At 69.3% G+C, this 13,100-nt stretch carries 13 protein-coding genes and 2 tRNA genes; 12 read left to right on the forward strand and 3 right to left on the reverse strand.

The window, feature by feature from the left end; translation table 11 throughout:
* Positions 1–66: 66 nt before the first annotated feature.
* From EDD27_RS47455 to EDD27_RS47475, 5 genes are all read left to right on the forward strand, one after another.
* Complete coding sequence (locus EDD27_RS47455) at positions 67–615, forward strand: P-loop nucleotide/nucleoside kinase family protein (protein ID WP_127939250.1); 549 nt, start codon at positions 67–69, stop codon at positions 613–615.
* Between the two features lie 8 nt (positions 616–623).
* Positions 624–1,631 carry a GH25 family lysozyme gene (locus EDD27_RS47460; protein ID WP_164904117.1) on the forward strand — a complete coding sequence of 336 codons (1,008 nt, stop codon included), beginning with the start codon at positions 624–626 and terminating at the stop codon, positions 1,629–1,631.
* Between the two features lie 75 nt (positions 1,632–1,706).
* The gene (locus EDD27_RS47465; protein ID WP_127939254.1) at positions 1,707–2,231 is read left to right on the forward strand and encodes a C40 family peptidase; all 525 of its coding nucleotides are present in this window, start codon (positions 1,707–1,709) and stop codon (positions 2,229–2,231) included.
* Between the two features lie 67 nt (positions 2,232–2,298).
* Positions 2,299–2,529, forward strand: a complete 231-nt coding sequence (locus EDD27_RS47470) for a transposase (protein ID WP_127939256.1) — start codon at positions 2,299–2,301, stop codon at positions 2,527–2,529.
* 39 nt (positions 2,530–2,568) lie between these two features.
* Positions 2,569–2,641: transfer RNA gene (locus tag EDD27_RS47475), tRNA-Thr, on the forward strand.
* Between the two features lie 74 nt (positions 2,642–2,715).
* On the opposite strand, the gene EDD27_RS47480 is transcribed toward EDD27_RS47475, so the two are convergent.
* Complete coding sequence (locus EDD27_RS47480) at positions 2,716–3,606, reverse strand: hypothetical protein (RefSeq protein WP_127939258.1); 891 nt, start codon at positions 3,604–3,606, stop codon at positions 2,716–2,718.
* A gap of 2 nt (positions 3,607–3,608) precedes the next feature.
* A complete protein-coding gene (locus tag EDD27_RS55105; RefSeq protein WP_164904118.1) occupies positions 3,609–6,179 on the reverse strand; it encodes a DUF7824 domain-containing protein in 2,571 nt (856 codons plus the stop codon).
* A 215-nt stretch (positions 6,180–6,394) separates the two neighbouring features.
* Here EDD27_RS55105 and EDD27_RS55110 point away from each other — a divergent pair, with 215 nt between their 5' ends.
* The gene (locus EDD27_RS55110; RefSeq protein ID WP_164903391.1) at positions 6,395–6,532 is read left to right on the forward strand and encodes a hypothetical protein; all 138 of its coding nucleotides are present in this window, start codon (positions 6,395–6,397) and stop codon (positions 6,530–6,532) included.
* A 239-nt stretch (positions 6,533–6,771) separates the two neighbouring features.
* On the opposite strand, the gene EDD27_RS47495 is transcribed toward EDD27_RS55110, so the two are convergent.
* Complete coding sequence (locus EDD27_RS47495) at positions 6,772–8,694, reverse strand: nucleotide-binding protein (RefSeq protein ID WP_241564633.1); 1,923 nt, start codon at positions 8,692–8,694, stop codon at positions 6,772–6,774.
* Between the two features lie 336 nt (positions 8,695–9,030).
* Here EDD27_RS47495 and EDD27_RS47500 point away from each other — a divergent pair, with 336 nt between their 5' ends.
* The 6 genes from EDD27_RS47500 to EDD27_RS47525 all read left to right on the forward strand — a co-directional run bounded on the left by EDD27_RS47500 (position 9,031) and on the right by EDD27_RS47525 (position 13,093).
* Positions 9,031–10,068, forward strand: coding sequence for a hypothetical protein (locus EDD27_RS47500; protein WP_127939262.1), 1,038 nt, complete (start codon positions 9,031–9,033; stop codon positions 10,066–10,068).
* A 176-nt stretch (positions 10,069–10,244) separates the two neighbouring features.
* Positions 10,245–10,318: transfer RNA gene (locus tag EDD27_RS47505), tRNA-Met, on the forward strand.
* Positions 10,319–10,388: 70 nt separating this feature from the next.
* Positions 10,389–10,553 carry a 50S ribosomal protein L33 gene (gene rpmG, locus EDD27_RS47510; RefSeq protein ID WP_101786011.1) on the forward strand — a complete coding sequence of 55 codons (165 nt, stop codon included), beginning with the start codon at positions 10,389–10,391 and terminating at the stop codon, positions 10,551–10,553.
* Positions 10,554–11,045: 492 nt separating this feature from the next.
* Positions 11,046–11,495: a MaoC family dehydratase N-terminal domain-containing protein gene (locus EDD27_RS47515; protein WP_127939264.1), complete on the forward strand. Its 450-nt coding sequence runs from the start codon at positions 11,046–11,048 to the stop codon at positions 11,493–11,495.
* On the forward strand, positions 11,495–11,923 hold the full coding sequence (locus EDD27_RS47520) for a MaoC family dehydratase (protein WP_127939266.1): 429 nt from the start codon (positions 11,495–11,497) through the stop codon (positions 11,921–11,923). The genes EDD27_RS47515 and EDD27_RS47520 overlap by 1 nt, the downstream gene beginning before the upstream one ends.
* A 180-nt stretch (positions 11,924–12,103) precedes the next feature.
* Positions 12,104–13,093, forward strand: a complete 990-nt coding sequence (locus EDD27_RS47525; RefSeq protein ID WP_164904119.1) for a hypothetical protein — start codon at positions 12,104–12,106, stop codon at positions 13,091–13,093.
* Positions 13,094–13,100 lie beyond the last annotated feature (7 nt).

Consider the following 13,100-nt stretch of genomic DNA (forward strand, 5'->3'; position numbering starts at 1 on the left):
CTGACGTGCGGTCTTTCGGAAAGTGGCGGAGAATTTCGAAATCGGTCGGGCGGGTGGAGGAGCGGCATGCTTGTGGTTCTGGTGAACGGGCTGCCCGGGTCGGGCAAGACGACGGTGGCGCGAGCGCTCGGACGGGTGCTCGGCCTGCCGGTCTTCTGCAAGGACGATCTCAAGGAGACGCTTGCCGACATGCTCGAAAAGCCCGCCGGGATGAGCGAGCAGGAGTGGAGCCGGCGGCTGGGGGCGGCCGCCGGCGAGAGCATGTGGACGCTGCTCGCGAACGCCGGGCGCGGCGCGGTGATGGAGAGTCCGTGGCTGGCGCCGCTGCGGCCGGTCGTGCGGGCCGGGCTCGCGAGAGCGGGGATCGAGTTCAATGGGGCCGGTTCGGCGCGGGTGCGGGAGGTCTGGTGCCACGTGCCGCCCGAGCTCGCCAGGAGCCGATACGAGGCCCGCGTGCGGCACACGATCCACGGCGACGCCGACGTCGGCGACGCGCGCTGGCGGGAATGGGCGGCAGGAGCGGAGCCGCTGGCGCTGGGGCCGGTGTATTGGCTCGATACCTCGAAATCGGTTGACATTTCTGGACTTGCGGAATTGTGTGAAGCTCCGCAATGATCTGCGGCGTGAAACGTCTCTGGTTATTCGCGGTAATCGTGGCGCTTGGGATGGGTGGCGGGGTCGCCGAGGCGGCCGATGGCGTACCTGGGGTCGATGTCAGCAACTGGACCGGTGACATCGACTGGGAAAGCGTCGCCTCTGGGGGCGGGAAGTTCGCGTTCGTCCATGCCACCGAGGGGACGAACTACCGTAACCCACGTTTCGACGCCCAGTTCGGCGGTGCCGCGGCGGCCGGACTGGTTCGCGGTGCATATCACTTCGCGCAACCGCACGAATCCGATGGGGCAACACAGGCCGAATATTTCCTGCAGAACGGCGGCAGCTGGATCGCCGACGGCCAGACGTTGCAGGGGGTGCTCGATATCGAGGACAACCCGTACAAGGACAAGAACGGCAAGAACCACTGTTACGACCTGTCCACCGAGGACATGGTCACCTGGCTCAAGGACTTCACGACCAGGTACCGCGCGCGGACCGGCCGGCACGCGATCATCTACACCACCACGAGCTGGTGGCAGACCTGCACGGGCAACTCCACGAAGTTCAAGTCGAACCCGCTCTGGCTCGCGCGCTGGGGCAGCGATCCCGGGGAGTTGCCGAAGAGCTGGAAGCGGCACACCTTCTGGCAGTCGGCGGACAAGGGGCCGCTGGTCGGCGGCGCGAACGCGTTCAACGGCTCGGAGGCCCAGCTCAAGGCGATGGCCAACCCGCCGGCGGAGGTGTCGGTCACGGGCGCGGCGAAGAGCAGGCGGAGTTACACGATCACCGTCGCGAACACCGGTCCGCACCCTGTCACGAACGTCAAGGTCTCCGGGCGGGCGTTCGGCGGGCAGCGCGTGGTCAAGGCGCCGGGGTGCTCGTACAGCGGCACGGCGGTGCGCTGCACGATCGCGGACCTGCCACGCGGCAAGAAGGTGACGTTCACGTTCACCACCAAGCCCCGCAAGTCGAAGGGCACGGTCGGCCTGAACATCACCGTCGGCTCCGTGAAGCTCTCCCTCAAAGCCGGATAAAGCCAGATAAGTACGGATAAGTAGGGGATAAGGCAGACTGAATCCCGGGGCCCGACAGAAGGGAACTGGGACGGGATGAAGCGGCGGTTAGCCGTGGCGGCAGTGCTGATCCTGCTGACCGCCACGGCTTCCATGCCGTTCGCCACACGCGTGTTGCCAAGGATCGTGCAGATCGCGTACGAGATCGAGCGGCGCGGCATCGTGTACTCATGGGGCGGCGGCCACGCGGAGCGGCCGGGGCCGTCGAAGGGGACCTGCAAGGGCTACAAGGGCCGGATCAAACCCTGCCCGGCTGCCAAGACGCGGGGGCTCGACTGCTCGGGGTTCGCCCGATGGGTGTACGCGCTGGCACATGGCGAGGACGTGCTGGGGCCTGGGAACACCAATGATCACGTCCGGAGGATGCGGCGGGTGGACTCCGCTCCCGTACCGGGCGATCTTGTCTTCTTCGGCAAAATCACCAAGAAGACCGTCAGAACCCACCACGTGGGCATCTACCTGGGCCAGGGCAAGATGATGAACGCGCCCGAGACCGGGGCCGTGGTGCGGATCGACGACATCGCGCGGCTGAAGAACTTCGCGGGGTTCTACCGGTACTGAGTCGGTATGGCGGTAACGCCTGTGGCGTGGCGAAAATTGAGAGACCCTGAGGCTACTCTGTGCCGCTATGGAAAGGCGATGGGTCGGTCTCGACGGCTATGAGGTCGTGGGCGCCGTGCGGGCCGGGCGACAGGTGCTGCGGGTGCGCAGGCACGGATGGGTGGTCGCGGACTGCTCCTCCGTGGCGGAGGTGGCCAGGCACGTCGAATTGGCCGATCTGTGCGAGGTGATCGAGCTTCCCGCGCGGCGCGAACCGGAGGAGATCATCCGGGCCGGAACGAGTTCGCATCATCGCTGAGTGCCGTGTATGGTTACACCTGTCCGCAGCGACGGACAGGCCCCTATAGCTCAGTCGGCAGAGCGTCTCCATGGTAAGGAGAAGGTCAACGGTTCGATTCCGTTTGGGGGCTCTCGACTTGAACAGGCAAAACGCCCGGCTCGTGTGATCACGGGGTCCGGGCGTTCCGCGTTTTTGCGCCATTTCTCAGAAGCCGATCAGCTCGGGTGGCTCGGCGACGGACTTCAGCATGGCGGCCAGGGCGGTGCGTAGCTCGCTGATCTGCTCGGACGGAAGGTCCAGGCCGACCTCGAAGGTGGTCTCGGTCTCCAGCAGGTCGGCGGCCTCGGGAGTCAGCTCGAGCCGGAGCACCGTGCCGTCCAGCGTGACGGAGCGAATGCCCTCAAGAGCGCCGCGCGTGCCGCCGTGGCGTCCCACCCCATAGAGCTCCTGATTGCTCTCGACCAGAAGGAACTCGGCTTGGGGGTCGTCGGCCTGCCCTGACAGCAGGATCCGGTGGCGGCCGCCGTGCCTTTCACGCTGGGCGAATGAGCGGGCGATCAGGGTCCTGGCCGGATGGTAGGCCAACCCTCCGGTGATCGGCGGCGGTGGCGGCTGGTCGCCGTCGCGCCACCGGTCGTAGCAGTCGCCGTATGTGGTGGGCAGGCCGATGGGTGCGGCGGTCGGCAGCGCGTCCAGCAGCCAGGCGGGCGGCTCGGCGCGCGGGAACGTGGTCAGCTCCGCCAGCGCCGCCAACGCAGGCACGTGCTCGAACGGCCGTGCGGAGGAGTCGACGCGGCCGGTGCAGCCCCGGGTGCCGGCCGAGAACGCCAGCTCGCAGGTGAACCAGGTGCCGGCGTCGGCCCTGTACGACAGCTCACGGAGGCGCTGGAACGGCTCGTCCATGCCCTCGGCGATGATCTCGTGGCCGTCGCGGGTGACGGTGGTCACCGCGTACGCGCCGACCTGGGCGCGGCGGACGACCAGCCGCGACCAGCCCGGTTCGGCAGCGGCGCGGGCGAGGTCGCCGATCGCCATCCGCAGGGCGTGGCCCTCGTCGCTACGGGAGCGCCAGCGTCGCTTCTGCTTGCGCGCCATGATCATCCTTCCTGGCCGGTGCCGCTGGTCAGCTGGTCGTGCAGGCGGCGGATCTCACGGAGCAGGCCGCTGTTGCCCTTGCGGGCGGCCATGGCGCGTACCTCGGGAATCTCGCCGCGCGCGCCTGACCACCATGCGGTCGTGACGGCGAGCGTGACGAACGCGGCCAGGCCGTTACGTGGACGCCCGCCCGGCGCGGGCAACAACGCGGGCAGCGCGGCGGCGACGATCCGCCACACGTGTGCGTGGGCACCACGCCGGGCCGCGGAGTCGAGGGGGGCGACCATGTCGGTCATCCTGACCTCGCCACTGGCCACGAGGAGCCCGATCTGGTGGCCGATCTCGGCCGCGGGCAGTTCGTCCCGCGCGGCCACTTCCAGCAGGACGTCGACCGACGCCGGCATCTGCGGGTCGCCCAGGACACGCGCGAGCACAGCCGCGAACGCCGCTCCCGCCGGTCCTTCGGCCCGGGCGAGCTCACGGGCCTCCTCCGGGCCGACGGGAGGATCGCCCCAGTAGCGCCTGAGCACGTGAGGCATGAGGTGCGCGGCGGCGACCTCGCGGTGCGAGGGCAGCATCGAGGGCCACCATTCGCGGTGCTCGGCGTCGGCCGAGCTCTGGGGGACGCTGAGCATCAGATCGACCAGCGGCAGCCCGGTGGGCGCGGCGGTCGCCGTCGGCACCAGGCGCACGTCGTGGTGGTGGTCCCGGTCGTGCCAGTCGTGGTCGTCGCCGCCGTTCCCGCACGTCCACTCCAGCCGGATCTCGACCTCCGGACAGGTCCAGCCGGCGAGGATCTTGCCCGCGGCGGACGTCAGGCGCGCCGCTCGCTCGGCCGCCTCGGGATCAGGGGTTCGCGGCAGGCGCAGCAGCGCCTGCTGGAAGTCGGCGGCCAACGGCTTGGCCCCGGCCGCTTCGATGACCTCCAGCCGCCGGACCAGCTCGGCCGCCGCCACGTGCCCGGTGCTGTGCGTAGGCGTGGCAAGCAGCAGCGGCGGAAGGGTGTCCTCCTCGACGGCCCGCAGGATCTCGGCCGCGCGGTGCAGCAGGAGCCGGTGTGGCATCGCCAGCCCGGCTTTCGGCATGAAGCTCTGCCAGGCGCGCCGAGCCGGCGCGTTGAGTCCCAGAGACTGAGCGGCGCGCTGGAGCCACTGGCCGGGCCGACTCCAGTTCTCCAGGCGGTACTGCCAGAAGAGATCGCCGAACAGCCGGGCGTCCAACGCCGCCGCCACACCTGCCCGGTCGCGGCCGGTGTGCGTGACGAAACCGGCGAGCAGGCGTTCCCACGCCTGCCACGAACCTGCCCCGCTCGTGATCATCCGGCGGAGCTCCTCCACGGACGCGATCGGGGACGCGACGCCGCGGGCGCGCTCCGGCGCGGCGGACAGCGCCGGCGGCACGAATGCCGGCTCGGCCTCGGCCACGTCGCCGCCCCCGAAGACCGCGGCGGCCTGATGGCCGAGGTGGGGCGGGAGCAGCTCGATCGCCTCGCGGACGGCGGCGCGCCCATCCTCGCTCATGCCGCCGGCGTGGGCGAGGGCCAGCTCGACGGCCTTGTCCTGAAGCTCGGCGGAGTCGGCGGCGAACGCGCGGGCCAACGGTGCGGCGATCACGTCGGCCAACGCGGGCGCACGCCGCACGGAACCGTTGAGCCACGACAACCCGGCGCGCACCAGCTTGCGCTCAGAGCGGAACAGCAGTGACTCCCACGCCTCGGCGAGATCGTCGATGGCGAGATCGTCGCGGCCGCGCAGGTGCTTCATGGCCAGCTCGGCGACGGGTCCGGGGGAGGCGGGCAGCAGACGCAGGTAGTCGCGGACGTGCGGAGCCGCCTCGGTGGGAGAGGGGTTGAGCGCCTCGTGCAGGCGTACGAAGAAGCGCAGGTCGATGGCCGTGCCGCCGAGCAGGAATCGGCGTACGCACCCATCGATCAGCGCCTCGCGCTTGAGGCGGCCCGCTCCGGCCAGCTTCAGCAGCGCGCCCAGCCAGCCCTCGTGCGGATCCCGCTCCCACTGCAACATCCGGCCCACGCCCTGGGCCTCGAACAGCCGCGGCACCAGGTGGTCGAGCAGCGGGTCGTCGCCGAGACGCGTCGGCCACTGACTCACCCAGCCGGCCACCAGCGGGTCGTGCGGCGGTGGCTCGATGCCGGTCTCGCGGAGCAGGGCCAACGTCAGCGGCATGCCGCGGTCGTCGGCGACGCGCATCCGCAGCACCAGCCGTTCGGCCAGGTCGGCGCGCCAGGCGGCGGGGCGATCGGCGATGACCGCCAGGATGAGATCCACGTCGCCGTCGGGGCCGTCCCACTGGGGGGCGAAGTCGCGCCGATAGAGCCAGGACACCACGGCCGCGGCGCCGCCGAACGTGGCGGCGCCCGCCACCCGCAGCACGATCCCGTAGTGGACCAGGCCGTCGTCCCACCGATCGAACCGCGCGCGCAGCTCCTTCAGCAGCTCTGGTAATCGGGCCGCGACCTCCTTGCGGGCCTGGTCGTCCAGTGCTTTGAGCACCTCCGCCAGCCGGTCGGCGTGCCTCGTCTCGATCAGCTTCTTGATCTCGCCCCAGTGATCCATAGCGCGGGACAGTAACCGGGCCTGCCGACACTTTCGGCCGGCCGGACTCCCGTGCCGCCCCTCCCCAACCGGCCGCCCGCCGCCGGGCCGCCCGATTGCGGAGACCGCGGGCGGAAAATCCGCGGAATGCGGGCGGATGTCGGCTATATGGTGCCTCAGCGGACACTCTGGAAAGCCTCGTCATCGTCCGGCGGCTACGAGTTCCCATCGCCGACGTGGCGCCCGCCGGTTGGGGAGAGGCGGCCGCCCGCCAGCTCGACGCCGCCCTGCTGAGCGTCGGCTTCAAGTGCTCTGCCACCCTGCTGGAACGCCGGACGCGCGGGTGTACACGCCTGGGACGCTCCACGAACTGATCCTTGCCTGATGCGGTGGGGGCGTCTTGAGGCCATTCGAGGGCTTCCTTCTCCCTTTCGGACCTGGAGTGCCCGCAAGGGCGCCTGGCTTGGTGCAGGCTTTCGAGCCTTCCTCACGACCGCCGCGTGCCTCGGTTCCTCGTCGATGTGGGGCACCTTGAGGCTCGTAGCATGAACAGGCCGAACGCCCGACTCCAGGTATTGGAGCCGGGCGTTCGACATTGTGGGCCGTACCGCATTCAGGGCTGCGAACCGCCGAAGCCGTCACCCACGGAGGCGGCCAGGTGGAGAAACGCGTCCCGGGTTCGGGGATGCAGCCTTGCGAGGTCGACCTCCGCGCCCTCTTCCAGGTGGGGGTCGTAGGGTACGCGGACCACGGAGCGGCAGTGGGCCGCGAAGTGGGCCTCGAGATGGTCGAGGTCCACCGGGGACTTGGGACGGACACTGCACAGCACCACCGTGGCCGCGCGGACCAGGTCTTCGTGGTGATGGGTGACCAGCCAGTCCAGCGTCGCGGAGGTGGCGCGGGCGCAGTCCACGGCCGGAGAGGTGACCACGACGAGCTGGTCGGCCAGGTTGAGGACACCGGACATGGCCGAGTGGAGCAGACCGGTACCGCAGTCGGTGATGCAGATCGAGTAGAAGTTCTCGAGGATGGCGGACACCGCCTGGTAGTCGGCTGCGGTGAATGCCTCGGACACCGACGGATCGCGATCGGACGCGAGGACCTCCAGGCGGGATGGGGCCTGTGAGGTGAAGGCGCGGATGTCGACGTAGCGCTGGATCATGTCACGCTCGTTGAGCACGTCGCGCACTGTGGCGGTCGTCTCGAGCTCGATCTTGTCCGAGAGGGTCCCACGGTCGGGGTTGGCGTCGATGGCGATGACCCGGTCACCGCGGACCTCGGCGAGGGTGGCGCCGAGGCAGGCCGTGGTCGTGGTCTTTCCCACACCGCCCTTGAGGCTGAGCACGGCGACCCGGTGGTGGGCCGTCGAAATCGGCGTACGGGCGCGGGCGATCAGGTCACGGCGGCGACGCGTCTCGTGAGACTCACCCGGCTTGAACAAACCCCCTGTCGATATGTAGAGAAGTCGGCGCCAGCCATAACTGGGTATGTCGCGACTGTTCCCGAGCAGCGATGCGGTGTCGAGACCGTTGTCTGGCGCTTGCTGCCGGGGAGCGGCGCCGAAGTATGGCCGCGGAGCTGAGCTGTGGCGCGCTTGATACGGCGCCCGAACCGGCTCGGCCACGTCGTCGTCGTTCGCGGAAGGTGCTTGCTGCTCCGGAGCGGAAGATGTCTCCTGCTCGGACGCCGAAGGCCCGTGGCCGTTCGAGGCCATCACCTCATCCTCGAGAGCCGGCTGAGATGCCATGTCGTCCTCCTCCTCGGAAGCCGGCCGGGGTGCCTCGTCGGCCGTGATCGGCTCGGCGTCCTCGACGGCCATCTTGGCGCGGTTGTGCTCGCCGCTGCCGTTGGGAGTGCCATGGGCGCCGGCGTGCATGACCTGGTCACCGTTGTGGTCGGCACCGGCGTGCGCGTGCTCGTCGTCCTCCGCGGCCGACGGCTGGACCGGTGTGGGATCCGAGTCGGCCGGCGCGGTGACGCGCTCCGCGGCTTCGGCCGTGGCGTGCGGCTGCTCGAGTGGCTCGTCGTCGGGCTTGGCGTGCGTCTTGAGTGCGACGGGCTCGGTGGATTCGGCGGACTTGCCCGCCGTGCCGCCACCCTTCTCACCTGGCTCCATGGGAAGGCGAGGTTTGAGCGCGACGCCGATCAGATCCGTGGAGCTGGTGATCGGGAACATTTGGGCGGGAAGGTGCTTGTACAGGTGCGATACGGGAATCTCTTGCTTGGTGCCGGTGATTGTTCCTTCTGCGCCATCGAACAGCGGGCGCAAATCTTCAGGAGAGTTCAGGGGGAACGTGAGTTTCCGCATCGCAAGCTTGGTGAACTGTGCCGCAGTCTCGAGTCCCGGAACGAGGCGAACCGCTTCCAAAAGGAGATTGTAATCTTCCTTCCCCAGCTGGCTCTCGTCATGCCGATCTTCTTGGTCAGCCATGTTATATTTCCTTTCCGTGCGCCGGGCCTGCTCCGTCGGGCTCAGTCTTGATTGCCTGCACGAGTTCGAAACATAGGTAGGCCCCCTGCTCCGGCTGTCGGCCAAGGGCCGCTGCATTTGGAGTCCACATAGCTAAAGATCCCCAAGGGCCCTGGGCTCGTTCGGTTTTGGCGATTCCTCAACATTTATTCCGCGTGTTCGGTTGGTTACGCAGTGTGGCGAGTCAAGAAATCTTCAAGTTTCTTGATATTTCACGACTTGGCAGCGGATGCCACTTGCCGTCCGATTTCCGCTATTTATCGGCCGGTGCATGGATTAGCGGCCCAGGCGCTCCCCGCGTTGCCTGCCGCGCTGATTGCCCTGGAGTCGCGTGTGCTCATTCGTCAGGGCGACGCCCACCGTTCATGACCAAGTAGCAACGGCCCCATAGGTTCTGATCTCGTGAAGTTCGATGACAGATCGCTTGTTACCCGCCGTTCCCTGCTCGGCGGCACCCTCTCCGCGGCGGGCCTCGCTGCTCTGGGTGGTGCCGCCCATGCGGCGGACCGGTCGAGCGCGAGAGCGCCCCGTGTCCTGATCGCCACGAACGAGCCATGGGGCACCTACCACGTGGCCCCACTGCTACCCGAGGCACGTCGCCGAGGCTGGGAGGTCGTGCAGTTGGTGCCCGACCTGTCCGGGATCAAGCCGGGTGATCCGGTCCCGGTGGCGACCCCGGACCGCATTCCGCCGGCCGACCTGCTCGTGGTGACGGGCGCGGGAGACTGGCCCGCGGACTGCGCCGCTCAGCTGCCCGAGCTGCCGATGATCGCCAGCTCGCTCGCGTACCAGCTGCCCGTCGAGGCGCCCCGCGCGGCGGAGTTCCGCTCGCGGCTCAGGGCGATCACCGCGTCCTCTCCGGCCGAGGCGAAGGTGTTCGACGACTACCTGGGCACGCGCAGCCCCATCACGGTCGTCGGCACGCCGCAGACCGACGATCTGCCCCGGCACACCCCCGAACCCGGCACCGTCCTGGTCCTCACCAGCGTCACCAAGTCCAGCCAGACCGGCGGCTCGGCCCCGGGCACCGAGCTGCTCCTGGCCGCCGCCGAGCGGCTCGCGGCGGCGGGCAAGCACATCCTGGTGGGCCTGCACCCGCGCGAGGACCGCTCGTTGTGGGAGCGGTACGAGATCAGCTCCGTCCCGTCGGTCCAGGCGTCGGCGCGGGCCGAGGCCGCCATCGGCATCCCGGGCACGGTCTTCCCGGTCGTGGCCGCCGTGGGCGTACCGCTGGTGGGCTGCACGGATCCGCGCCTGCGGATCCCCGGCTACCTGCTGAGTGTGTGCTCCCACACGATCACCGGTCCGGACGACGCGGTGACCGCCGTGGCGCAAGCCAAGCCGGTCTCACGCGACGTGCTGTACGAGGCCGTCGGCCCCATCGGTGGCTCGGCCCGCAGGTTGCTGAAGGTGTGGCGCAAGGCAGGTGTCCGGGTCTGACACACGTGTCCGCCAGTTGAGGGGGCGCCCGACTATGGGCGGCAGGTAGTATCTTGATTTCGGTTCTCGGGGGTGCTGAGGCATACTGCTGGGAGGCACCCCGCTCGATCAGGTGAGTTACGAAACTGCTCCCTGCGTCGGGTATCCTCTACAGGCCGGGTCCATACCGGCTCAAAGGCGGAGTAGCTCAGTCAGGCAGAGCAAACGGCTCATAATCGTTGTGTCGCCGGTTCAAGTCCGGCCTCCGCTACTGCCCAAACCCAGGTCGACCACCTGGGCATGGGCGTGTCCATGTCCCGAACGTAGAAAGGCACTCCCAAGTGGCTGCCACCGACGTTAGGCCGAAGATCACGCTGGCCTGCCAGGAGTGCAAGCACCGCAACTACATCACGCGGAAGAACCGGCGTAACGACCCGGATCGGCTTGAGCTGAAGAAGTACTGCCCCAACTGCCGCACGCACCGCGCGCACCGCGAGACTCGATAGCTCTCCAGGGCGACTTCTTCCCTCCTTCATATCGCGCGACCGGCGTCCTGGCGTGGGCGCCGGTTTGTCGTGTCTGTGCCCCGGGTGCCCGCCTCACCACGCGGATGGTCAAGCGTGCGCGCCGTAACGGCGGCGCGCCACTGACCGGTCAGAGGGCGTTTCCCTGGACTGACGCTCGCCGGCGACGGCGGTTGGCCGGCTACGGCAACGCGTAAAGACCGGGTGTGAAACCGGAGTACGGCGGGGCCGGGAGTACGGCGGGGCCGGGAGAGCCGCGGGGAAGCACGGCGAGGCCGAGGATGGCGGGGCCGGGAGAGCCGCGGGGGAAGCACGGCGACACCGAGGACGGCGGGGGAGCACGGCGGGGCCGGAAGAAACGGCGGCCGGAAGAACCAAGCGCGGCGGCGCAAAAACGCGGTCATCACTGACGACAGCCGAACCTTGTTCTGTTAACGTCGGCCTCAGCAGCGGACATTGCGCGAGGGAGCAGTGATGGCCTTGAACCGTGACTTCGTGGGCAGGACCTATCCGCCCAGCGCCCCCTACGAGGTCAGCCGGGTGAAGATCAGGGAGTTCGCGGCCGCGATCGGCGACGCCAACCCGATCTACCGCGACACAGAGGCCGCCCAGGCCGCCGGATACCCCGACGTGATCGCGCCGCCGACGTTCCCCATCGTGTTCAGCCTCCAGAGCGGCGGTGAGGCGCTGGCGGATCCCGATCTCGGCCTCAACTTCGCCATGGTCGTCCACGGCGAGCAGCGTTTCGAGTACGCACGCCCCGTCTACGCCGGCGATCAGCTGGTCAGCACCGCCACGATCACCGACATCCGGACCGCCGGGCGCAACGAGCTGCTGACGGTGCGCAGCGAGGTGACGACCGTCGAGGGGGAGCCGGTCTGCGTCACCTACAACACGATCGTCGAGCGCGGAGGGGCCGGCTGATGGGCGCCAAGGTGAACTACGACGAGGTCGAGGTCGGGCAGGAGCTCCCGGCCGTGGACTACAACGTGCGCAGGCTCAACCTGGTGATGTACGCGGGAGCCTCCGGGGACTTCAACCAGATCCACTGGAACGAGCGGTTCGCCAAGATGGTCGGGCTGCCTGACGTGATCGCGCACGGGATGTACACGATGGCGCAGGCCGGGCGGTTCGTCACCGACTGGGTGGGGGATCCCGGCGCGGTGGTGGACTTCGGGGTGCGGTTCTCGTCGATGGTGGTCGTGCCCGACGACGACCAAGGGGCGACGATCTCGGTGAGCGGGGTCGTGGAGGAGAAGCTCGAGGACAAGCGGGTGGTCATCGCTCTGACGGCCAGGTCGGGCGAGGCCAAGGTGCTGTCCAAAGCTCGTGCGGTGGTCCAACTGTCCTGACGCGAGGTCGAGGGCCCTGCTGTCGTGAGGCTGAGGTCCCGGGCGTGACACCTGATGACAGGTCGGGCCCGCCGTCGTGATGGGTGATGATATGTCGGGCGGCTCTCGGGTACCCGTGTGCCTATGACTGAAGCTGCGCGACAGGTATGGCCCACGGTCCGGTCGATCCCCGTCTCCGCCGTGACCGACGCCAAACCGCCCGGGCGGCTCCGTCCCGCCCGGTTGGAGCAGGTGGCGGGCAGCTCGGGAACCGGACGGGACACCACGGGCGGCGGCACCGCGACCGGTGTGGGGACGGCCGGGGCCAAGCCGAGCGCCGGCTCCGCGGGCTCCGGTACGCACGCCCGTGCCAACCCCGCCGCCGAGCTGGGCTTCTCTGGTGACCCCGGCCAGCACGGCGACGCGGGCGACGGCATGCTGCACGCCCAGCGCGCCTGGGACGGCACCCTGGCCACGAACCGTCTCGACAACCTGGGCGTCAACGCCGAGCGGCAGCGGTTGGAGATCAAGGACGTCACGGCAGCCGTGGCCCTGCTCGTCGACGGCTGGCCCGCTGACGTGCGTGCCTGCGTCCAGTCGGTGATCGACCACACCGACGTGTCGGTGCTGGCGCTCGACCTGGGCAACCTCGACGGCGCCGGTGACGTGCTGGACGACCTGGCCGACCGGTACCCGGACCGCGTCGCCGTCTGGCGCGTGGCCGAGCGGCCGCACTGGCGCGGAGGCACGGCGACCTGGGGCGAGAGCCGGGCCAAACTGCTGCGGTTGGACGAGTCGGACGTCCACGTGCTGATGGAGACGTCGATCGTGCTCCGCGGCGACGCGCTGACGCCGCTGGTCGCGGCCGTCGCGGAAGGGGCGGTGGCCGCCGGGTGGCGGGGCGTGGACCCTGCCGACGGGCGTGAGGCCGGCCCGGGCAGGGTGCCGGCGCTGACCGGCGACCTCATGGCGGTACGCCGATCGGCCGCCCTCGGCGCGCTGCCCGAGGACGCCAACTACGGCCGCAACGCGGACCTGGAGCTGTCGCTCGGGCTGCGTGGCGAGCTGGTCGTGCCGCAGGGGACGCTGCCGGTGGAGCGGCTCGGCACGCATGACGTTCCGGCCGACTACCGGGAGCGGGAGTCGCAGCGCAACTATGACGGGGTGCTGCGCATGCTGAGCGCCTCCTAAGCTAGGT

This window comes from Nonomuraea polychroma (genome assembly GCF_004011505.1).
GTDB classification, from domain to species: domain Bacteria; phylum Actinomycetota; class Actinomycetes; order Streptosporangiales; family Streptosporangiaceae; genus Nonomuraea; species Nonomuraea polychroma.

What these genes read in the sequence shown, in the direction of transcription:
- EDD27_RS47480 (WP_127939258.1), bottom strand. Translation starts at nt 3,606, where the DNA reads ATGGCGCGCAAGCAGAAGCGACGCTGGCGCTCCCGTAGCGACGAGGGC.
- EDD27_RS47465 (WP_127939254.1), top strand. Translation starts at nt 1,707, where the DNA reads ATGAAGCGGCGGTTAGCCGTGGCGGCAGTGCTGATCCTGCTGACCGCC.
- EDD27_RS47470 (WP_127939256.1), top strand. Translation starts at nt 2,299, where the DNA reads ATGGAAAGGCGATGGGTCGGTCTCGACGGCTATGAGGTCGTGGGCGCC.
- EDD27_RS47455 (WP_127939250.1), top strand. Translation starts at nt 67, where the DNA reads ATGCTTGTGGTTCTGGTGAACGGGCTGCCCGGGTCGGGCAAGACGACG.
- EDD27_RS47515 (WP_127939264.1), top strand. Translation starts at nt 11,046, where the DNA reads ATGGCCTTGAACCGTGACTTCGTGGGCAGGACCTATCCGCCCAGCGCC.
- EDD27_RS47520 (WP_127939266.1), top strand. Translation starts at nt 11,495, where the DNA reads ATGGGCGCCAAGGTGAACTACGACGAGGTCGAGGTCGGGCAGGAGCTC.
- EDD27_RS55105 (WP_164904118.1), bottom strand. Translation starts at nt 6,179, where the DNA reads ATGGATCACTGGGGCGAGATCAAGAAGCTGATCGAGACGAGGCACGCC.